18 protein-coding genes and 1 pseudogene are annotated in these 21,810 nt (G+C 67.6%); 12 read left to right on the top strand and 7 right to left on the bottom strand.

Going from position 1 to position 21,810, the window contains the following annotated elements; all coding sequences use genetic code 11:
• Positions 1–122: 122 nt before the first annotated feature.
• The 3 genes from ACWF4Z_RS09340 to glnA form a co-directional block, all read right to left on the bottom strand.
• Positions 123–1,181, bottom strand: a complete 1,059-nt coding sequence (locus tag ACWF4Z_RS09340; RefSeq protein WP_452242483.1) for a sialidase family protein — start codon at positions 1,179–1,181, stop codon at positions 123–125.
• A complete protein-coding gene (locus tag ACWF4Z_RS09335; protein WP_452242482.1) occupies positions 1,097–1,807 on the bottom strand; it encodes a hypothetical protein in 711 nt (236 codons plus the stop codon). The genes ACWF4Z_RS09340 and ACWF4Z_RS09335 overlap by 85 nt, the downstream gene beginning before the upstream one ends.
• 131 nt (positions 1,808–1,938) lie before the next feature.
• Positions 1,939–3,363, bottom strand: coding sequence for a type I glutamate--ammonia ligase (gene glnA / locus ACWF4Z_RS09330; protein ID WP_452242481.1), 1,425 nt, complete (start codon positions 3,361–3,363; stop codon positions 1,939–1,941).
• Between the two features lie 202 nt (positions 3,364–3,565).
• On the opposite strand from glnA, the gene ACWF4Z_RS09325 reads away from it, so the two are divergent.
• On the top strand, positions 3,566–4,033 hold the full coding sequence (locus tag ACWF4Z_RS09325) for an RDD family protein (protein WP_452242480.1): 468 nt from the start codon (positions 3,566–3,568) through the stop codon (positions 4,031–4,033).
• 4 nt (positions 4,034–4,037) lie between these two features.
• Here ACWF4Z_RS09325 and ACWF4Z_RS09320 read toward each other — a convergent pair whose 3' ends face one another.
• The 3 genes from ACWF4Z_RS09320 to lipA all read right to left on the bottom strand — a co-directional run bounded on the left by ACWF4Z_RS09320 (position 4,038) and on the right by lipA (position 7,156).
• Positions 4,038–5,321, bottom strand: a complete 1,284-nt coding sequence (locus ACWF4Z_RS09320; RefSeq protein ID WP_452242479.1) for a class I SAM-dependent methyltransferase — start codon at positions 5,319–5,321, stop codon at positions 4,038–4,040.
• A gap of 198 nt (positions 5,322–5,519) precedes the next feature.
• Entirely contained in the window at positions 5,520–6,215 is a 696-nt protein-coding gene (locus tag ACWF4Z_RS09315) for a DUF4191 domain-containing protein (protein WP_452242478.1), read from the bottom strand.
• A 2-nt stretch (positions 6,216–6,217) separates the two neighbouring features.
• Complete coding sequence (gene lipA, locus ACWF4Z_RS09310; protein ID WP_452242477.1) at positions 6,218–7,156, bottom strand: lipoyl synthase; 939 nt, start codon at positions 7,154–7,156, stop codon at positions 6,218–6,220.
• Between the two features lie 66 nt (positions 7,157–7,222).
• Here lipA and ACWF4Z_RS09305 point away from each other — a divergent pair, with 66 nt between their 5' ends.
• From ACWF4Z_RS09305 to ACWF4Z_RS09265, 9 genes and pseudogenes are all read left to right on the top strand, one after another.
• A complete protein-coding gene (locus ACWF4Z_RS09305; RefSeq protein WP_452242476.1) occupies positions 7,223–8,608 on the top strand; it encodes a sensor histidine kinase in 1,386 nt (461 codons plus the stop codon).
• Positions 8,605–9,282, top strand: coding sequence for a response regulator (locus tag ACWF4Z_RS09300; protein WP_452242475.1), 678 nt, complete (start codon positions 8,605–8,607; stop codon positions 9,280–9,282). The genes ACWF4Z_RS09305 and ACWF4Z_RS09300 overlap by 4 nt, the downstream gene beginning before the upstream one ends.
• 141 nt (positions 9,283–9,423) lie before the next feature.
• Positions 9,424–10,311, top strand: a complete 888-nt coding sequence (locus ACWF4Z_RS09295) for an ABC transporter ATP-binding protein (protein WP_452242474.1) — start codon at positions 9,424–9,426, stop codon at positions 10,309–10,311.
• On the top strand, positions 10,308–11,480 hold the full coding sequence (locus tag ACWF4Z_RS09290) for an ABC transporter permease (RefSeq protein WP_452242473.1): 1,173 nt from the start codon (positions 10,308–10,310) through the stop codon (positions 11,478–11,480). Before ACWF4Z_RS09295 ends, ACWF4Z_RS09290 begins: the two co-directional genes overlap by 4 nt.
• Before the next feature lie 107 nt (positions 11,481–11,587).
• Complete coding sequence (locus ACWF4Z_RS09285; protein ID WP_452242472.1) at positions 11,588–12,553, top strand: LysR family transcriptional regulator; 966 nt, start codon at positions 11,588–11,590, stop codon at positions 12,551–12,553.
• Between the two features lie 188 nt (positions 12,554–12,741).
• Positions 12,742–13,494 carry a hypothetical protein gene (locus ACWF4Z_RS09280; protein ID WP_452242471.1) on the top strand — a complete coding sequence of 251 codons (753 nt, stop codon included), beginning with the start codon at positions 12,742–12,744 and terminating at the stop codon, positions 13,492–13,494.
• 346 nt (positions 13,495–13,840) lie between these two features.
• On the top strand, positions 13,841–14,533 hold the full coding sequence (locus tag ACWF4Z_RS09275; protein ID WP_452242470.1) for a hypothetical protein: 693 nt from the start codon (positions 13,841–13,843) through the stop codon (positions 14,531–14,533).
• 5 nt (positions 14,534–14,538) lie between these two features.
• Positions 14,539–14,754: pseudogene (locus ACWF4Z_RS09270) on the top strand (sulfatase-like hydrolase/transferase); the annotation flags it as partial.
• Positions 14,755–15,198: 444 nt separating this feature from the next.
• A complete protein-coding gene (locus ACWF4Z_RS09265) occupies positions 15,199–16,596 on the top strand; it encodes a sulfatase family protein (protein ID WP_452242469.1) in 1,398 nt (465 codons plus the stop codon).
• Here the strand turns inward: ACWF4Z_RS09265 and lipB are convergent.
• Complete coding sequence (gene lipB, locus ACWF4Z_RS09260) at positions 16,578–17,294, bottom strand: lipoyl(octanoyl) transferase LipB (RefSeq protein ID WP_452242468.1); 717 nt, start codon at positions 17,292–17,294, stop codon at positions 16,578–16,580. The two genes, ACWF4Z_RS09265 and lipB, sit on opposite strands and share 19 nt — an antisense overlap.
• 130 nt (positions 17,295–17,424) lie before the next feature.
• Between lipB and ACWF4Z_RS09255 the strand changes: the two genes are divergently transcribed.
• A complete protein-coding gene (locus ACWF4Z_RS09255; RefSeq protein WP_452242467.1) occupies positions 17,425–19,491 on the top strand; it encodes a protein kinase domain-containing protein in 2,067 nt (688 codons plus the stop codon).
• A gap of 310 nt (positions 19,492–19,801) precedes the next feature.
• The gene (locus ACWF4Z_RS09250; protein ID WP_452242466.1) at positions 19,802–20,908 is read left to right on the top strand and encodes a DUF222 domain-containing protein; all 1,107 of its coding nucleotides are present in this window, start codon (positions 19,802–19,804) and stop codon (positions 20,906–20,908) included.
• Positions 20,909–21,810 lie beyond the last annotated feature (902 nt).

Genomic DNA, 21,810 nt, shown 5'->3' with positions numbered 1-21,810 from the left:
GGCGCTCGCTCAACCCACTACCCCCCCACAACAACATCCGGGTTTACCCCCGCCTTGTGTCGGCCCCCGGAACCCCCAGGCGGTGCCGGGGGAGGCGCCCCGCGCCCCCCTCGACGCGGTCGTCAACGCTTGAGCTGGATGCTTTGGGTGTATGCGTCCTGGTTCGGGGTGTTCACGCCGGGTCGGCCACGGAAGTCGGTCCAGCACGGGTGGATGCCGAGATCGTTGCCGATGGCCACTGCCGAGTAGTCGCCGATGAACACGCCTTGCACCTCGGTACCGTCGGGTTCGACGGCGAGGAACTGGACCTGCGGGTTCTCCGAGACCGTGGTGATCCGCTGGGTGGCGGTCCGGCCGAGCGACTGGGTGCCGGAGCCGGCCCAGTACGCGTAGTCGAGATTGATCCCGTTGGGGTCGTAGTGCCTCGTGTACGACGTGATCGCGACCTTGCCGTCGCGCGCCGCGACCGCGCTGAAGAACTCGTCCTGTGGCGTGCCGACCACCAGCGGGCGGGACCAGTTCTTGCCGTTGCCCGATGCGGACACCACGTTGTCGCCGTTGGTGCGCACGGATGCGCCGGTACTCGCGTCGTACAGTCCGTTGCGGTCGTCGGACCAGACCACTGTCAGCTTCTCGTTGACCCGGTCATACGCCAGCTGCGGGTAGCTGTTCAGCCGGAAGTTCTCCCCGGTCAGCGTGTCCGGGAAGTCGTAGTTCGTGTCGATAACCGCATGCCGGAACGTGCGCCCGTGGTCGGTCGAGGTCGCCACCACCGTGGCATCCCGGTCCGTGGCACCATCACACGCGGCCGTCGCACAGACCGAGGCCTCGTAGGCGACGTACAGTTGCCCGTCGTTGCCGACCTGCGGGTTCGAGCCTTGGTCGTACGGCGTGATGCCGCCAGGGAAGCTGGTCAGCGACGGCGGAACCCGGACGGGCGTCCCGAAATGCGAGCCGAAGTCGATACTGGCCGACTCCATGATCGGCGACTCGAGATAGTTGTCGTCGTTGTCGTTGGTGAACTTGGTCCAGGTCACGTACACCCGGCCGTTGGACGGATCCGCGGCGATCCACGGCTTGTCGTTGAAGATGTGGGTCACCGCCGGAGTGCCGTCCGCGTTGACGCCGTCCATCGCGATGACGTGCGGACCACCCCAGTGCAGGCCGCCGTCGCGCGACACGTTGACGACGATCGCGGTGGCGTCCTGGCCGCCGAGCGGTGCGGACCGGCTGAACAGCAGGCGAAGTACACCGTGTTGCCGGGTCCGAAGGCGACGACCGGGTCACCTGATCCGTCGAACCAGCTGAAGGCGCCGGTTCCGCCCGCGGTGATGGTCAGGCCTGGGATCGCCACGTTCGTCCAGCTGCGTCCGCCGTCGAACGATGTGTACGCGAAGCTGGAGCTGTCGTTGCGGTTCTCGCGGGGGTTGAACAGTCGGTAGTCGTTGGCGCCGGCAACGATGTTGCGCGGATTCCGTGGGTTGACCGCGATCGTGGTCTCGTTCTGGGCCGCGCTGCAGCCGGCCTGCGAGCCCACCGGGACTACCGTGTCTCCGACGATCTGGTCGACGTTCGGCGCCGGATTCCCGTACGGGTTCGGATGACCGAGGTACGACTGACACAGCGCCGACAGCGCCGGGTCGTCCGGATCGGGCTCCTCTTCCTCGGCCAGCACCTCCTTCAGCAGCGGGTTGTGCACCGTAACGGCGCTCGGAGCGGCGGCGGCGGGCGTAGCTACCAGTGCGAGCGATCCCATCAGGCTGATGACACCAAGGATCGCCGACCGGCGCATGTTTGACGGCCTCACTGTGTTCCCCCTTCCCTGCCCCCGAGGGATGACACAGCGCATTGTGCGCCTCCCCGAGAGCCCGGTCCAGGGCAGAGAAAAGCCCTGTCCGGACCGGCCGGACAGGGCTTCTCAGCTACGTCTCAGACAACTCAGACGTCGTAGTAGAGCTCGAACTCGTGCGGGTGGGGGCGGAGCTGGATGGGGGCGATCTCTTGCTCGCGCTTGAGGTCGATCCAGGTCTCGATCAGGTCCGAGGTGAAGACGTCGCCCTCGAGCAGGAAGGCGTGGTCGGCCTCGAGCGAGTCGATCACGGCCGGCAGCGAGGTCGGGACCTGCGCGATGCCCTTGTGCTCCTCCGGCGGCAGCTCGTACAGGTCCTTGTCGACCGGGTCGGCCGGCTCGATCTTGTTCCGGATGCCGTCCAGGCCGGCCAGCAGCTGGGCCGAGAAGGCCAGGTACGGGTTCGCCGACGGGTCGGGGCAGCGGAACTCGATCCGCTTCGCCTTCGGGTTCGACCCGGTGATCGGGATCCGGATGCAGGCCGAGCGGTTGCGCTGCGAGTAGACCAGGTTGACCGGCGCCTCGAAGCCCGGCACCAGGCGGTGGTAGGAGTTCACCGTCGGGTTGGTGAAGGCCAGCAGCGAGGGGGCGTGCTTGAGCAGACCGCCGATGTACCAACGGGCGATGTCGGACAGGCCGCCGTACCCGGACTCGTCGTAGAACAGGGCGTCGCCGTTCGAGAACAGTGACTGGTGGACGTGCATCCCGGAGCCGTTGTCGCCGAAGATCGGCTTCGGCATGAAGGTCGCCGTCTTGCCGGCCGCCCACGCGGTGTTCTTGACGATGTACTTGAACTTCATCAGGTTGTCCGCGGTCTTCAGCAACTCGTCGAAGCGGAAGTTGATCTCCGCCTGACCCGCGGTGCCGACCTCGTGGTGCGCGCGCTCGACGACCAGGCCGGCCTTCTCCAGCGCCAGCGTGATGTCGTCGCGCAGCTCGCCGAAGTGGTCGGTCGGTGCGACCGGGAAGTAGCCACCCTTGTAGCGGACCTTGTAGCCGCGGTTGCCGCCGTCCTCGACGCGGCCCGTGTTCCAGGCGCCGGCGACCGAGTCGATCGAGTAGTGGGCGGAGTTCGACTTGGTCTCGAACCGGACGTCGTCGAAGACGTAGAACTCGGCCTCGGGCGCGAAGAACGCGGTGTCCGCGATACCGGTCGACTTCAGGTACTCCTGCGCCTTCCGCGCGATGTTGCGCGGGTCACGCGAGTACGCCTCGCCGGTCAGCGGGTCGTGCACGAAGAAGTTGATCGCCAGCGTCTTCGCCCCGCGGAACGTGTCGAGGAAGGCGGTGGTCGGGTCGGGCAGCAGCTTCATGTCGGACTCGTGGATCTGCTGGAACCCGCGCACCGACGAACCGTCGAACATCAGCCCGTCTTCGAAGACCTCGGGACCGAACGACGACACCGGGACGGTGAAGTGCTGCATGATGCCCGGCAGGTCGGAGAACCGGACATCGATGATTTCGATGCCCTCGTCCTTGACGTAGGCGAGCAGCTCCTCAGCGCTGGAAAACATACGTACTCCTAGGGTGGCTCAGAGATTCATCTGAACGTAGGGCCTGCCGATTACTCGGCCGTGACCCCGATGTTTCGCGGATGTTACGCCCAGCGTGTCCGCGCTGACCCACTGGTATACGGCGGTGACGCCCTGAGATCTCGCACAGCGATCTCGCAGACCGCCTGTGGCGGTGCATGGACGCATCCGTAGGCTAGCCATCATGGCATCATCGGCGCAGCCGGGCACAGGACCCACCGAAGAATTCCGTTTCCCGGGCAACCGTCTCGGTCTGCCGGCCGACGGTCCGGGCTCGGTCACGGGCTGGGGCCGCCGCATCCTCGCGCTGCTGCTGGACTGGCTGATCGCCTCCCTGATCGCGTCCGCCGTCACGGGGAAGCCGATCTGGGCCGGTGGCAACGACTTCAACACCGCCCAGCTGGTCACGTTCTTCGCGATGACCACGATCCTGGTCGCTCTGGCCGGCGGCACGATCGGTCACCGCGTGCTGGGGCTGCGCGTGCTCAACCTCCGGGCCGGTACGACCACCGGCTACGCCGCTCAGGTCGGCCTGCTCGGCGGCATCGTGCGCACCGTGCTGCTCTGCCTGTTGATTCCGGCGGTCGTCTACGATCGCGATCGCCGCGGACTCCACGACCGCGCCGCCAACACAGTCGTCGTACGGCGTTAGCAGGTCAGCCGCGCGTCAGCCGGAGCTGGACGTCGTCGAGGTAGCCCGTGCGGAAGCCGGCCTCGGAGTAGGCCAGGTAGAACTCCCACATCCGGCGGAAGGTGCCGTCGAAGCCGAGGGCGGCGATGGACGGCCAGCGCTCGATGAAGCGGTTCCGCCAGACGCGTAGCGTGCGGGCGTAGTCCGGGCCGAGGTGACGGATCACCTCCGAACGCAGACCGGTGTGCTGCCGGGTGACGTCCTCGATGATCTCGACCGACGGGATCAGACCGCCCGGGAAGATGTACTTCTGCACCCAGGTGAACGTGTTGCGGGTCGCGAGCATCCGCTCGTGCGGCATCACGATCGCCTGCACGACACCGACCCCGCCCGGGGCGAGTCGCCGTTCGATCGCGTCGAAGTAGACGGGCCAGTACTTCTCGCCGACCGCCTCGATCATCTCCACACTCAGCACGGCGTCGAACTCGCCGATCTGGTCGCGATAGTCGCGCAACGCGACCTGCACCCGGTCGCTCACCCCGGCCTCCGCGATCTTGCGCTGAGCCAGCAACGCCTGCTGCGACGCGATCGTGATCGCCGTCACCCACGCGCCGCGCTGCGCGGCGCGGATCGCCAGACTCGCCCAGCCACAGCCGATGTCGAGCACCCGCGACCCGGACACGACACCGGCCGCGTCGAGGATCGAGTCCAGCTTGTCCAGCTGGGCCTGGCTGAGCTCGTCGTACGACGCCGTCGCGAGCCCGGCGAGTGGATCGATGCCGCCGAAGTAGGCGGCCGAGTAGGTCAAGGTCGGATCGAGGAACTCCGAGAACATCGCGTTGCTCAGGTCGTAGTGCCGGCTGACGTTCTCCCGGGCGCCGGCCCGGTCGTTCTCCTGGTCGCCGGGCTGGGACCGAGTCACCAGCCAGCGCAGCGATTGCGCCCACTTCGGCAGCAGATGCCGGGTCTCGTCGTTGCTGAACCGCTCGGCGAACGGGACCAGCAGATCGGCCAGATCGGTGCCCGGCTCCGGATCCCAGTCACCGGCCAGATAGGCCTCGCCGAACCCGGAACCGGCGTCGTGCCCGAGCCGGTCCAGGAACGCCGCGGTCCGATGCACGCGCATGGCCGGGCCGCCCAGACCGTACGAGCGGTTGCTGTCGAGGTGGATCGTCGCCGGCAGGTCCTTGGCGATCATGCGGATCGCGGCCGCCGCGCCGGCCCGGCGAACCGGGTTCGACCGCGGGCGGGCCAGCGTGGGCCACGTCTCGGCCGCCGGCTGATGCACAGCCGGCATGAGATCGGTCATGATCGTCAACCTCGTGTCCTCGATCCGTCAGCGCCGCACTAAGTCGCACCTTAAGGCCCAACCACCACCCCACGACGCGACACGAAGGCACACCCGTGCCACGTCACGACTGATCAACTACTGAGTTGCTGTCGGGTTACCTGCCATCTCAAAAAGCAGGGCACCCGCACGTCCCCCCGGACGCAGGTCAGCGGGCGTTTAGCGCCCCTTCATGGCTTGCCGTGCGCCCTTGAGGCTCGTCGGCACCGGACCCTTCGGCATCGGCACCTGCGGCCGGACCGCGTCGAGCGCCTTCAGCCGCTGGAGCAGATCGGTGATCTCCGACGGCTGCAGAGCCTGCGGAAGCTTCATCACGTGCTTGGTCAGCTTCCGGATGTCGATCTCGCCCTCGCCCTGACCGGCGATGATCTGGATCACCGGCGCGCCGCCGGCGACCCGGTTGTGCTTCTTGTACTCGGCGGTGAGCAGGTTCTTCACGCGGCTCGGCTGGCCTTCGCCGACCAGCACGATGCCCGGCCGTCCGACTACCCGGTGCACGATGTCGGCGTTCTTGGTGACCGCGATCGCGGGCGTCACCGTCCAGCCGCGGCGCAGCGTCTGCAGCGCGGACGCGGCGGCGCCGGTCTGTCCCTCGATCTGGCTGTACGCCGCCTTCTCGACCTTGCGGCCGAACACGATCGTCGCGGCCAGGAAGCCGAGGGCGACACCCAGCGGAATCCAGACCAGCAGCGGACCGACCAGCAGGCCGACCACCACGAACACGGCGACGATGCCGAGGAAGATCCCGGCGAGCACCAGCCCGACCGTCGGATCGGACTTCCGGGTCAGCTTGTAGGCCGACGTGATCTGCTTGAGCCGGCTGGTCTTCTCTTCGGGCGCGTCGTTCTTGGCCATCTCTACCTGTCCTGGTTGTTCATACGTGACTCAACGGCCTGACGGTACAAGCGTCCGGCGCGGTACGAGGACCGTACCAGCGGACCGGACATGACTCCGGCGAAACCGATCTCCTGCGCCTCGGCGTCCAGCTCGACGAACTCCTCGGGCTTGACCCAGCGCTCGACCGGGTGGTGCCGCACCGAGGGCCGCAGGTACTGCGTGATCGTGATGATCTCGCAGCCCGCCGCGTGCAGGTCCTTCAGCGCCTGGCTGACCTCGTCGCGGGTCTCGCCCATGCCGAGGATCAGGTTCGACTTGGTGACCAGGCCGTAGTCGCGGGCCTGGGTGATGACGTCCAGCGACCGCTCGTAGCGGAAGCCGGGCCGGATCCGGCGGAAGATCCGCGGCACGGTCTCGACGTTGTGCGCGAACACCTCGGGCCGCGACGAGAACACCTCGGCCAGCTGCTCCGGTACGGCGTTGAAGTCCGGCGCGAGCATCTCGACACCGGTGCCCGGGTTGAGCTCGTGGATCTGCCGGATCGTCTCGGCGTAGAGCCAGGCGCCGCCGTCGTCCAGGTCGTCGCGGGCGACGCCGGTCACGGTCGCGTAGCGCAGGCCCATCGTCCGGACCGATTCGGCCACGCGGCGGGGCTCGTCGCGGTCCAGCGCCTCGGGTTTGCCGGTATCGATCTGGCAGAAGTCGCAGCGCCGCGTGCACTGGTCGCCGCCGATGAGGAACGTGGCCTCGCGGTCCTCCCAGCACTCGAAGATGTTCGGGCAGCCGGCTTCCTGGCACACGGTGTGCAGTCCCTCGGACTTCACGAGTTTCTGCAGGGCCTGGTACTCCGGTCCCATCCTGGCGCGGGTCTTGATCCACTCGGGTTTGCGCTCGATCGGGGTCTCCGCGTTGCGCACTTCGAGCCTGAGTAGTTTCCGTCCTTCTGGGGCGATCGTCACGACTCCCAGCCTACGCGGCCCCGGCCGGCCGTGGTCAGGAGCCATCCACCCGTAGGCTGATGAGCTATGTCGACGCTTGAGCTCGGTACGGCGGCCACGGGCGCCGAACCGGGGACACCACCTCGCACCGGGACCACCGTCCGCGGCTGGGTGCGGCCCGGGCCGACGGCTCGGGAGCGCCGTACCGACATCCTGGTGGGTCTCGGGATGGTCGTGGCCGCGGTGATCGCGACCGAGCTGGCCCGGGGTCAGGCTCCGACGAAGGTGGACCTGGGCATCGGCGGGATCGAGCCGTACGTGCTCAGCGCCGCCACTGTGCTGCCGCTCTGCTTCCGCCGTCGCTATCCGATCCCGGTGCTGCTCGCGGTCTCCGTACTGTTCGTGATCAGTGGTGAGCGGACGGTGTTCGCCTTCGTCGGGAACCTCACCACCCAGGCGTCGCTGTTCATCGCGGTCTACTCGGCCGTCGCCTGGGCCCGGGACCGTCGGCTGATGAAGGCGTCGGTGGCCGTGGTCTTCGTCGGCATGTTCGGCTGGCTGACGGTCAACTTCGTCCGGGCCTTGCGCAACAACGCGATCGACGGGCCGAACCACGCGCTGCTTTCGCCGTACGTGTCGAGCGTGATCCTGAGCGTCGCGCTCAACGTGCTCTATTTCTTCGGTGCCTATTTCTGGGGCCGGGCGGCGTGGGGGATCGCACGGCAGCGCCACGAGCTGGAGGAGCAGGCGAGTGAGCTCGCCGCGCAACAGGAGGCGAACGCCCGGCGCGCGGTGATCGACGAGCGACTCCGGATCTCCCGTGAGTTGCACGACGTCGTCGCGCATCACATCAGCAGCATCGGCGTACAGGCCGGCGGGGCTCGGCGGGTGATGGACGTCGACCCGGAGGCGGCCAAGGACGCGCTAGGCGTGATCGAGAACTCCAGCCGGACCGCGGTCAACGAGATGCGTCAACTGCTCGGCATGTTGCGCGCCGCCGACCCGGATCTCGACGTCGACGCACCCGATCCCAAGGCGCCGCAAGCCGGTGCGGACCGGCTGCCGGCCTTGATCGCCGAGGTGAATGGCGAGGGCTTGTCGGTCGGGTTCCACCAGATCGGCGCACCCTTGCAGCTCCCCGAGACGATTTCGGTCTCGGTCTACCGGATCGCGCAGGAGGCGCTGACCAACGTACGGCGGCACTCGACCGCTCGGAGTGCTCACATCACCCTGCGTTATCTCGGTGACACGGTCGAGCTCGAGGTGATCGACGACGGCCGGCCGAAGCATGCGCCGGTGGGGAGCCGGCTGGGGCATGTCGGGATTCGTGAGAGGGTCGGTCTGCTCGGCGGCGAGAGCGAGATCGGACCGCGGCCGGTCGGTGGCTTCCGGGTCCGCGTGCGGCTGCCGTTGACTTCCGGGCAGCTTGCTCCGCAGGACCGCCCACTCGCCGAAGGGACGACCGCCGAATGACCGACGCAGAGGCGCCGATGCGCGTGCTGCTGGTAGACGACCAGGATCTGGTCCGGGCCGGGTTCCGGATGATCCTCTCGGTCGAGCCGGACATCGAGGTGGTCGGCGAGGCGGCCGACGGCGCCAAGGCGATCGAGCTCGCGATGGAGTTGCGGCCGGACGTTGTACTGATGGATGTGCAGATGCCCGGGATGGACGGGATCAGCGCGACGCAGCGGATCGTCGCCGCGGATGCCGGGAAGGTCGTGATCCTGACGACGTTCGACCGCGACGACTACCTGTTCGAGTCGCTCGGCGCTGGAGCCAGTGGGTTCCTGCTGAAGAACACCGCGCCCGAGGACCTGGTCGACGCCATCCAGGTCGTGCACCACGGTCACGCGCTGCTCGCACCCGAGGTGACCCGGCGGGTGATCAAGCGGTTCACCGGCACCCGTGAGCGCGTCTACCGGCCGGATCTGCTGGCCGAGCTGACCGATCGCGAACGCGAGGTCCTCGGCCTGATCGCTCGCGGCCTGACCAACACCGAGATCGCCAATCAGCTCTACGTCGGCGAAGCCACCGTGAAGACCCATGTCTCCCGCGTCCTGCTGAAGCTCGGTCTGCGCGACCGGGTGCAGGCGGTCGTCTTCGCCTACGAGTGCGGGCTGGTCACTCCCGGGGACGACGCGTCCTGACGACTCCTTCTAGCGACTCCGCCGTACGGATGACGCGGTGGATCACCCTCGTGGGCGACGTGGAGGAGGGCTTGTCCTCACTAGCTTTGGGTAGGCCGGGCACAGGTCCGGCGGGGGCTGAGCTGATGGGGAACGTGACGGATGTTGACGGTGGCCGGGCTGACCCGGCGCTTCGGTGAGCACCTCGCACTGGACGGCGTGACTTTCGCTGTCGTGCCCGGGCGGATGACCGGGTTCGTCGGCGCGAACGGAGCCGGCAAGACGACGACGATGCGCATCATTCTCGGCGTACTCGCAGCGTCTGCCGGTGAGGTGCGCTGGAACGGCGAACCGCTGACCCAGGAGGTACGCCGCGACTTCGGGTACATGCCCGAGGAACGCGGCCTGTACCCGAAGATGAAGATCCGCGACCAGTTGGTGTTCTTCGGCCGGCTGCACGGACTCGACCCCGACCGGGCGGGCGACCGGACCGACAAGCTGCTCGACCGACTCGGGCTGAGCGAGCGTGCTGGTGACGTGCTCGAGACCCTGTCGCTCGGCAACCAGCAGCGGGTCCAGATCGCCGCGGCGTTGGTGCACGAGCCGATCGCGCTCGTACTGGACGAGCCGTTCAGCGGCCTCGATCCGCTCGCGGTCGACGCGATGGTGGACCTGCTGCGTGAAGAGGTGACGCCGGAGGTGCCGGTGCTGTTCTCCAGTCACCAGCTCGAGCTGGTCGAGCGGTTGTGCGACGACCTCGTGGTCCTGTCCCGCGGCAAGGTCGTTGCCGCAGGCCCCGTTGCTGACCTGGCTGCGAGTCCGACGTCGACGTACCGGCTGGTGGTGGACGGAGACGCGGGCTGGTTGCGCGACGTCCGCGGGATCAAGGTCCGCGACGTCGCCGGCGGTACGGCGCTGTTCGACGTCGAGATCGGGGACGACGACGTCGAGCAGCAGATCCTTCAGAAGGCGATCACGCGGGGGCCGGTGCTCGAGTTCGGGCCGGAGCGAGTGGCCTTGAGCGACGTCTTCCGGGAGGCGACCCGATGAACGACCGCACTCTCGACAGACCATGGATGCTGATCGCGCAGCGTGAGGTGAGCACGAAGCTGCGGGACAAGACCTTCATCGGGTCGACCGTGGTGATGCTGGTGATCGTGCTGGCCGCCGTACTGGTCCCTGCCTTGCTCTCCGGGCGCGGTGGGCCGGACAAGATCGCCGTCATCGACGACGCCGGTGCGCAGGTCGTGCAACGAGCGTCGACGACGAAGAGTGGCGACGGGTACGAGGTGACCCGGGCTGCGGACCGGCCGGCGGCCGAGCAGCTCGTCACGAACGGCGAGGCCAAGGCGGCGCTGCTACCGGGTCAGAACGGGTACGTCGTACTCGGCAAGGATCAGGTCGATTCCGGGATCGAAAGCTCGCTGCGCTCGTCGGCCGCTGATCTGCGGATGGAGCACAACGCGGCCGAGCACGGGCTGACTCCGGCCGAGCTGCGTGCGGGCACGCAGGTCGATGTGCAGTTGCTCAAGCCCGGACCGTTGCCCGAGCTGGTGTCGCAGTTCGTCAACATCGGGCTGGCGCTGGTGTTCTACATGACCGCGCTGGGATTCGGCATGATGATCGCGCAGAGCGTCGTACAGGAGAAGGAGAGTCGCGTCGTCGAGATCCTCGCCGCCGCGGTGCCGATCCGGTCGCTGCTGTGGGGCAAGGTGCTCGGCAGTACGGTGCTGGCGCTTGGGCAGATCGTGGTGATCGCGGGTGCCTCGTTGATCGGGCTCCTGCTGACCGACCAGGCCGGCATTCTCGAGGTGGTCGCGCCGGTGGCCGGGTGGTTCGTGGTCTTCTTCGTGCTCGGGTTCGTCGCCTTGGCCGGGCTGTGGGCGGTGGCCGGGTCGCTGGCCACACGCCAGGAGGATCTGGGGTCGACCACGTTGCCGGGGCAGATGATCCTGATGGTGCCGTTCTTCTTCTCGGTGTTCGCCGGGTCGTCGGCCAAAACGGTTGCGTCGTTCGTGCCGATCGCGTCGTCGATGGCGATGCCGGGGCGGATGCTGACCGAGCACGTACCGATCTGGCAGCCGCTGGTCGCGATCGCGATCCTGCTGGCCGCGACCGTGCTGATCGTGCGTCTCGGCGCCCGGCTGTACGAGCGGACGCTGCTGCAGACCGGTCGCCGACTTGGCTACCGCGAGGCGCTGGCGCTGGACGCGTCCTGAATCATCGTGGGGCCGGGCCGCGCGTTACAGCTGCGGCCAGGCTGTGATCAAACCGCAATGTAGGGTGCCTGTGTGCTGTGTCTGCACCTGGACTACGGTCTCAACGCATGAACGTTGAGCTGCGCCATCTCCGGGTGGTCATCCTGGTGGCAGAGGCGGGGTCAGTCGGACGGGCCGCCCGCTGGCTGAAGGTGAGCCAGCCGAGCCTGACCGCGCAGCTCAAGCGGATCGAGGCGGCGTTCGGCGGCGAGCTGTTCGAGCGCTCCCGCACCGGCGTCACGCCCACTCCACTCGGCCGGTACGCCGTCGACCGCGCCCGCGCGATCCTGGTCGACGTCGACCATCTGTCCGCGACTGTGTCCGCCATGACAGCGATGGAGTCATCGGCGGTTCGGCTGGGCGGATTCCCGACCGCGCCGATGTCAGGGATCGCGTCGCGACTCCGTCTGCATGGCGAGATCGAGCAGGTCAGCATCGAGGTCGAGTGGTCGACGTCGGTGCTGCTGCAGCAGTTGGACAGCGGGCGGCTGGATTTTGCGCTGCTGCGGGAGTTCCCTGGGTTCGAGCTGCGGCTGCCTGTCGGGGTTGAGGTGACCACGGTCGTCGACTCGGAGTCGGCGTACGTCGTGATGTCGGCCGACCACCCGATCGCGGTCGCCTCTCGGGCGCGCGGTGAGATCGACCTCGCCGCGCTGTCGGCGGAGGAGTGGATCGGAGAGCCGCCGGACGACAGCGGGTTCCACGTACTGTTCCGGGCGGCGTGCGAGGCGGCCGGTTTCCAGCCGAAGGTGGAGCACCACTCGGTCGACACCTCGGTCCTGATGGGCTTCGTGACGAGCGGTCAAGGGGTGGCGCTGGTGTCACCGACGTCGTACCGCATGCTCTCCTCGGACGTCACCACCCGCACGCTGCTGGGCGACCCGATCCACCGCAAGCTCATCCTCGCCTGGAACACCGAGTCCCCCCGAGCCCAGATGGCCCCCGACGTCCTAGCCATGGCCACCGCCGCCTACGACGAGGCCATCACCGAACACGCTCGCCGCCACCAGCACCAACACATGCACGTCGCGTAATCACGCCCCCGCAGGCCGAATCACCGGATTCTCAAACGCCGTAATGTGAAACTCCCCAGTATCCTCCGGACTATCCATCCGCTCCCGATACTGAGACCCCACCCGCTCCTCAACCCCAGCCCCCCGCCCCGCCGCACCCGACCCCTCACCCGAAGAACCTCCCTGCACCCGAGGCGAAGATCCCGCCGATGCCTCAGGCGAAGAACCCGCCGGTGCTTGAGGCTGAGAACCCGCAGGCGCTTGAGGTGCAGGAGCCGCCGGTGCCTGAGGTGATGAACCCGTGGGTGCTTCAGGTGAAGGATCCGCCGACGCTAGAGGTGAAGGAGCCGTGGCTGCTTCAGGTGAAGGAGCCGCCGGTGCCTGAGGTGAGGAAGCCGCGGGTGCTTCAGATTGAGACGCCGCTGGTGTCTGAGGTGAGGAAGCAGCCGGTGCTTCAGGTGAAGACGGCGCTGCCGGTCCTGCAGCTGAAGAAGAAGCTTCCCGTCCTCCCACCTCCGGCGCGAGCGGCGCTTCAGAGGCACCCTCGCCCCGGGCCACATCCGTCGGCACCTGAGGTGAGGAAGCCGCGGGTGCCTCAGGTGAAGGAGCGGCCGGTGCCTGAGGTGAAGAAGCCGCGGGTGCTTCAGATTGAGATGCCGCTGGTGCCTGAGGTGAAGAAGCCGCCGGTGCTTCAGGTGAAGACGCCGCTGCCGGTCCTGCAACTGAAGACGAAGCTTCCCGTCCCCCCACCTCCGGCGCGAGCGACGCTTCAGGAGCACCCTCGCCCCGCGCCGCATCCGTCGGCGCCTGAGGTGAGGAAGCCGCGGGTGCTTCAGGCTGAGAACCCGCAGGTGCTTGAGGTGAAGAAGCAGCCGGTGCTTCAGGTGAAGACGCCGCTGCCGGTCCTGCAGTTGAAGACGAAGCTTCCCGTCCTCCCACCTCCGACGCCGCTTCAGCTGTAGTACCAGTCCCGGCCGCAGCTCCAGCCCCGGAACCCGATCCCTGCCGCCCTGAACCATCTCCCGGCGCGAGCGGCGCTTCAGGGGCACTTTCGCCCCGCGCCGCATCCGGCGCAGCCCCAGCCTGCTCTTGAGGCTCCACCTGCGTAACCTCGTCATCGGCGTACGACTCCCGCGGAGCTACCTGAGTAGCATCCGGGTCGTACGCCGGAGAAGCAGCCGGCACCTGCACCGTCGCATCACCATCCGTCGGCACCAGCACGGTGTCCTCACCCGGATAGTTGCTAGCGGCATCCTCCCCGGCAAACTCACGCGTCTGCTCCACACCGGCACTCGGGAACTGCGCCGTGTGTTCCTCGGCCTGACTCCGCGGCCGCACCTGCTCGGGCTCGTCGTCGAACAGATCGTCGAACCGATGACTGTTGCCGAACGTCTCGACATACTGCGGCTGCTCGGCAGGATAGGTGCTCGCGGCAACGGGATAGACCGCGGCCGCATCCGCCTCCTGCTGCGCCTGCGCCGCCTCCTGCTCGCGCTGCAGCCGCTCCGCCTCGGCCCGCTCCCGCCGCCGGCGCTGCACCCCACGCACGATCAGCTGGATCGCGTACACCAGCGAGATCACCGCAAGGATCGGTACGACGCCGTTCAGCGTGTACTGCTTCGTCCCGTCGATCATCCCGTTGGTGACCCCGGGAACGTCGTTCAGGAAGTTCGAGGTCCGGTTCGGGATCCACAGCCAGCAGTAGATCAGCGTGCCGAAGGCAAGGAACGCACCGAGTGCGGCCGCGCCGGAGAAGTACGACACGACGGCCCAGAAGATCAGCGCGCCGATGCCGAAGGCAAGCGCCATCTCCTTCGTATTCAGCTCGATACCGCCCGCCGCCGCGAGTACGCCGAACACGGCCGGACCGGCCAGTGCGACGACCACTCCGAGCAGGAACCCAAGAATTTTCGACACACCCCCAAGGTAGCGACGTTTTCCCGTCACACCCCGCAGACACTTCGGCGCAAGCACGGAAGGGCAACCGCTTGCCTAAGGTAGAACCCGTGGACCGTCCCAACATCCCTGTCCTGCTGTCGGACGAGCACACCGCCGCCGCGGCCGCGTGGACCGGCCACCCGCGGGTACTGACCCCGCATCTGGATCGCCTGCCCGCACAGGGCGTTTCGTTCGACCGCGCCTACACGAACAGGCCCGTGTGTGTGCCCTCGCGCCTGTCCCTGATGGCTGGCCAATACGCGCACCAAATCGGGGCCTGGGACAACGGCGTCATCCCGGACCGTCATCTCGCACATGGAGCCACCACCTGCACGAGACCGGACTTCCCCTGGTCGCACCACCGGAGTTCCGGGCTTTATACGACGCCGCCGAGGTCGAGCTCCCGTCACCCGCTGATCAGCAGCACCCGGTGCTCGACGCCGTCGATCAGCCGGTGTTTGTCGGAGTACCGCGCACAGGGCATGGTCGACGGCGGTTTCATGCTCAAGTCCGGCCGTGGAGGTACTGCTACCACGGCGCCGCCCAACGTCCGCAGGTCTTCAACCTCGACACCGATCCACTCGAGCTTGACGATCTGTCAGCAAACGAACCTCTGGTGCGTTCGCTGGACGCTGTGTTGAGATCGCTCGTGGATCCGGACGCTGCTGACGCAGTTGCGAAGTCCGACCAGGCCGCGCGTGCGGCCTCCGTGGCGAGAGGATCAACCGTTGACTGCCCCGAACATCCTGCTGATCGTTTCCGACGACCATGGGTACGCCGACCGCGGCAGCCTAGGGATCCATCCCGATGTGAAGACTCCGGCGCTGGACCGGTTCGCGGCCGAGGGCGTGAGCTGCACCGACGCCTATGTGACGGCACCGATCTGCAGTCCCTCGCGGGCCGCGATCATCTCCGGCCGGTATCAGCAGCGTTGGGGCGGACAGTGGTTCGACTCGGCCGCGTTCCCGCCGGACGACGTGCCGACGTTGGCGGAGATCCTGCGCGGCCAGGGGTATCGGACCGGGTACTTCGGCAAGGTGCACTACGGGGGAGAGGCGGTCGGAGATCGTGCCTGTCCGCCACACCACGGTTTCGAGGAAACGTTGTACGGGCTCGCCGGTCAGTCGTTCGGCCGGCTGAACTATCTCCACCACTCGGAAGACGCGGTCTCGTCGTACGGGCAGCCGGCCGCGCATCACATGGCGGTGCAACCGTTGCTGTCCGGAGACGAGCCGGTCGAGCACGAGGGCTTCCTGACCGCGGAGTTCAGACGACGAGCCGGTGAGTTCATCAGCCGTGCGGACGAGCGGCCGTATTTCTGCATGCTCGCGTTCAACGCCGTCCACAACTTCTGCTGGCAGTTGCCGGAGGCCGAGCTCGCAGCCCGCAACCTCCCTGCGTTCCGTGACTGGACGCCGGAGGTGAACGACTCCTTCAACGAGTGGTACGACGACGCGATCGTGCCGAACCTGCCGCACGGGCGGGAGTACTACCTCGCGCAGCTGGAACTGATGGACGCCGAGATCGGCCGGCTCCTCGACCTCGTCGACGACAACACCATCGTGGTCTACGTCACCGACAACGGTGGTTCGACCTGCAATTTCGGCGACAACACTCCGCTACGCGGCACGAAGTACACAGTCTGGGACGGCGGCATCCGCGTCCCGATGCTCTGGCGCTGGCCAGATCGACTGCCGGCAGGACGTCGTACGGACGCTCTCGTCAGCACGCTCGACCTGGTCCCCACCTTGGCCGCGGCCGCCGGTGCGGATGTGTCCGATGTCGATGGGCTGGACATCCTTCCGGTGCTGTCCGGCGAGTCCGCCGTACAGCATGAGACCCTGCACTGGGACTGCGAATTCCAATGGGCCGTGCGCTCAGGTCCCTGGAAGCTCAGCTGGGTCGCCGACAACGAGGACACTCAGCACCTGAAGTCCTATGAGCACGCTCCGATGGGCGAGGGATGGCACCTGTCCAACGTGTCGGAAGACATCGCCGAGACGACTGACCGGTTCGCTGCCGAGCCTGCCGTCGTCGCGCGGTTGTACGAACTCCACACCGCTTGGCGCGCCGAAGTGGGGCTGTCCCCGCTGACTACCCCAGGGCCTCAGACCGTCAAGCCGTAGGTAATCCCGGCGGCCGGCTCCTCGTGATGCTCGATATCCGGGCTGCGCTCGTACTCGTCCCAGGCGAGCATGCGGTCGAGCTCCCGGCGTACTGACTCGAGCACCTCGGTCACCGGCACGTCCCGGCCCAGTTCCTTGGACAGCGTGGTGACATCGGCGTCGGAGATCCCACACGGCACGATCCGGTCGTACCAGGCGAGATCGTTGTCGCAGTTCAGCGCGAACCCATGCATCGTCACACCCTGCGCGACCCGGATCCCGATCGCCGCGATCTTCCGCTCCCGACCACGATCGTCGGCCGCCACCCAGACACCGCTGCGGCCCTTGACCCGGCCGGTCTTGACGCCGAGCTCGGCGCAGACCGCGATCAACGCCTCCTCCAGGCGCCGCACGTAGTCCACGACATACACATGTGAGGCCAGCTTCACGATCGGGTAGCCCACCAGCTGCCCGGGGCCGTGCCAGGTGATCTTCCCGCCGCGATCGACGTCGACAACCGGCGTCCCGTCGACCGGTCGCTCCTCCGGCTGCGTCCGCTTGCCCGCCGTGTACACCGGTGGGTGCTCGAGCAGGATGACCGTATCCGAACCCGTGCCCTCGGCAACCTCGGCGTGCAACCGCCGCTGCTCTGCCCACGCGGACTCGTAATCCACCGCGTCGGCGCCGAATCCGGCCTCCACATACTTGATCGCTCTCACGCCTTCGAGTGTAGGCGCGTCCCGAATCCGCCGTACGCCGCCATCCACAGGCAAGCGCCCGCAGGCCCGCGATCGCCTACCTGTGGATAACTTCCGAGGGGTCTCGACGATTCGGTGCATCCTCTTGGGCATGGACCTCGAAGACCTCGCCGGCTACAGCCTGCGCCGGATGCTCGGGTCCGGATCAGCCGGCACCGTCTGGCAGGTCCGTGACCTCGCGTCCGGCCGCAACGCTGTGCTCAAACGCATCCCGATCACCTCCATCCCCAACCAAGGGAGGCTCCGTGAAGACCTCGGCATCCTGCAACGCATCCGTCACCCACACGTCGCCCGTCTGCTGGAGTTCCGCGAGACCGGGACCGAGTGGCTCCTCATCAGCCAGTACGTCGTCGCCGGCAGCCTGACCGCCCTCCTCACCAGACGAGCGCCCCTCTCACCAGGCGAGCTGGTCACGCTCCTGACCCCGCTCGCCGAAGCCCTCGACCACCTCCACCGATCCGGCCTCAGCCACGGCCGCATCACGCCCACCAACACTCTGTTCGACACCGACGGCCGCCCGGTCCTCACGGACACCGCCCTCCATGTCCACCTCGACGGCACGACCTACAAACCAGCCGACGACCTACTAGCGCTAGCAACCCTGTCCCATCAAGCCGGCGGCGACCCTGCCCTATTCACGCCCGATCTGTTCATCACAACCCCACCCCGCGACCTACCCCGCCGCCTACTCACCCTCGCCCCGCCCGCGCCCATAGACCTCGCGTTCCACGACGAGGCGACGGACACCCCGGACACGATTCCCGCCGCCGCGAGCCCGCGCCCGACATCCAACCCGCCAACAACCACCGACCCCCTAGACCTGTCTCGAGATCCCCTCACACCCCTCCCGTCCAAACCACCGACACCACAACCTCCGGACGCCACCGCCACAACCCCACTCGCCCCCGCCAAACCACTCGCCAAACCACACGGCAAACGCAGCCGCCTCGTCCGCCGCCCCAAACGCCTCCGCCGCACCCGCACCCCACCCATCAACCCCCTAACCCGCCTGACCAAATCGCCTCCCACGACCCCACCCGCTTTCGCCACCCCACCAGCCTTCGCCGCCTCGCCCTCAGCCGACCGCTCAACCCCCGGCAGCCCCTCGGCCGTGGCCGCCCAACTCGACTTCCCCACCCCATCCGCCTCGACTCCACCATCGCCGTTCGCCGGCTCGCCGTCGTCCAACCCTTCGTCTTTCGCCAGCACGTCGGCCCCACCCACGTCCTCAGCGTCACCCAGTTCATCCGCCGCGCCCGCTTTCAGCTCCCTGACCAGACCCAACCGACCGCGTTCCCGACGACCACGCCCCTGGCGCGGTAACCGAACCTTCTGGGGACGACTCCGCGACCTCCCGCACCCCGCCTACGGCGTGCTGGCAGCAGTCGCCCTAGGAGCCGTGGTCGTCCTCGTCATCGGCATCGCAACCTTCCGAACCCTCGGCACCTCAACGGCCGCCCAGGACCCCACCACCCCACCACCCGCCCAGGCGACAAACTCGTCAACGTCCACCACGGCCGCCACCCGGTCATCCACCAGTCCAACGACCCCCACGCGGCCCGAAACCCCGGCAACGCCTACACATCCCGGAACCCCAGCAACGCCCACGCAGGCCGGAGCCGCGGCAACGCCCACGCAGCCAGCGACCCCGTCACGCCCGAGCCGACCATCAACCGCGCCGACCAGATCCACTCAGCCCCCGACCACGACCGCGTCAACCGCCGACGCCGCGCAATGGACCCTCACCCTGCAAGCCCTGGACGCCGAACGTGCCCTGGCGTTCTCAACCCTCGACCTATCCACCCTGGACAAGATCTACCTACGAGACAGCCCACCCTGGCGCTCCGACCGAGCGCTGCTCTCCTCGTATCGCGCCCAGAACATCCGCGTCCAAGGCCTGCGCATCACCATCGACAAAACCACGATCACCCACCGAACCCCCACCACCGTCACCCTCAAAACCACCGACCACCTATCCGCCGGCACTGCCATCGACCACACCGGCGCCACAACCCCACTCCCACCAGGCAAGCCCACAACCCGCCTAATCACCCTCACCTCAACCAGCCCTAAATCCACTGCACGCACCGCACCCCGGCCCACCGCCACCAGATCCGCCACCCCAGCCTGGCGAATAGCCACAATCACCCAGGCCTAACCACCCGCCGACACCACCATCCGCCGACACCACCAGTGCGGTACGCACGTCACCCCAGCCGTAGCCCCAGCCCCCGCCGCACCGCAGGTGACTCCCGACGCGTCGCCCCTAATCACTGCAATTCACGCCGCAATTCACGCTGCAATCAACCTGGTTGCCCATAGCAACTACATCGCCAGCACGCCATGACTTGTGGATAAGACCCTGGGCGTGTGGATAACGTGAGTGAGTTTTGTGGACAACGAATCCCCTTGAAAATAAGGGGATTCGGGTTTGGAGACTGTCGGTGAGGAGGTCTATCGTTGAGTGCATGGAACAGCTGGGTGAACGGCCGATCTGGTCGATGAGCGACAGCGAACTGCTGCCGGCCATCGACCAGGTAGACGCCGCCATCACCCGACTACTCACCTACCGCCTCCAGCTCGTCGCGCGTGTCGACGAGATCGGCCTGGCCAAGGAGCTCGGCGCCAGAGACACCACCGAGCTGCTCGCCAAGCGCTACCGCATCGACCGCCGCGACACCCACCGCGACGTCAAGCTCGCCCGCGCCCTGCCCAAGCACGGCATCGTGGCCGCAGCCCTGACCGACCCAGCCGAGCAGGTACATCCCGACCAAGCCGCAGCCATCACCACCGCCCTCGACCGAGTCGCCGCCCGAGTCCCTGTCGAACACCTCGACGTCGCCGAAGAACAGCTCGTCAAACTCGCCAAGAACCTCGCTCCCAGTGACCTGGCCAAAACCGCCAGAGACATCTGCGAACTCCTCGACTCCGACGGCCCCGAACCCGACGAGAACGCCGCCTACGCCCGCGAAACCCTGACCCTCACCAACACCAACAACGGCGTCAAGTTCCGCGGCTTCCTCGCCAACGAAAACGCCGAACTCCTCCGCTCGAGAATCATCGCCGCCGCCCGCCCCCACAAAACCCCCACCGGCGACCTCGACCCCCGCCCCCGAGAAAAGCGCCAAGCCGACGCCCTCACCGACACCCTCCGAATAGCCGCAGCAGCCACAGACGCCCCCACCCGAACCACCCCCAACCCCGCCACCACCCCCAGACCCGCCCCGGCACCTCAAGCGAGCCCCGCCCCTAACGCCACGAACCGGATCCGGGAGACTCTTGCAGGCGGAGACCTCACCGGTGGGAGGCGGACGAGGCGATGTGGGAAGAAGCCGCACGCTTCGCCGACTGGGATAGATCCCCAGCAAACCGCGGCCAGGCTCCCCAAGCACCACCACAAGCTGAAGCCCAGGACTGGCCCTGGGCTGGTTGAACTCCGGGGCCAGTCCATCAACGACCTCCTGCCAATGCTGCCAACAACATCGTCGACGTCCCCGCCTGGTCCCTGGGACGAGTATCTGGAGTCGGGGTACGAGCGCCTGCTCAGCCCGCGCGAGCGCGGCTTCCAGCTCTGAGTCGCCGCGCCAACCGAACCTCGCGACCGCAGCCCAACAAGTCGGTCGTCGCCGCGCGCACGATTTGAGGCCACGCCCATCCGCCGGTATCTGCACGCAGGAAGCGCCCGCCACACACGCAGCACCCAGCCGAGCCACCTACGCAACAATCCACCAGCCACCGCGACCCCGCTGTCGCCGACGTCCAAAATGACGCTGTAACCGAAGCCGCCGCCCAAGCCTCAGATTCGAGCGTCGTCGACACCCGCCAACCACCCCGATCTGCCAACCACCCCGATCTGCCAACCACCCCGATCTGCCAACCACCCCGATCTGCCAACCACCCCGATCTGCCAACCACCACCCTGATCTGCTGGCGACCGCGAGATGCTGGCGACTGGCAGGTGTCTAGTGAGCACGATTGTCGGTACCCAAATCCCCGGCGGTGCCGGCGGTCGTGACGTGCCTGCCGAGTGGGATGTGTCGGTACCGGCGGCCGTGGGGGCTGGTGACCGTGACGCGCTGGCGAGCGCGACGTGGCGTCGCCCGCAGCCGTGGCGGCGTTGGCGGCCGTGAGGTGTCTGGTGATGCGATGTGTCGGTGCCGGCAACGACCGTGCTGCAGGCGACCGCAACGTGCTGGTGAGCGTGACGTGTCGGTGCCCGGGGCCGTGGTGGTGTTGGTGACCGTGACGTGCGGTGCTTGCGACCATGTCGGTGCGGGCGACCGTGGCGTGTCTCGCCGTCTCTTGGCGACCGCGGTGTGTTGGCGGGTTCGGGGTGGCGGCGGGTGTGACGTGGCGGTGCCCGGGGTCGTGGCGGTGTTGGCGACCGTGACGTGCGGTGCTTGCGACCATGTCGGTGCGGGCGACCGTGGCGTGTCTCGCCGTCTCTTGGCGACCGCGGTGTGTTGGCGGGTTCGGG

Source organism: Kribbella sp. NPDC055071 (assembly GCF_053608045.1).
The sequence above is the reverse complement of the archived record's forward strand: the minus strand, read 5'-3'. Positions and strand labels throughout refer to the sequence as shown.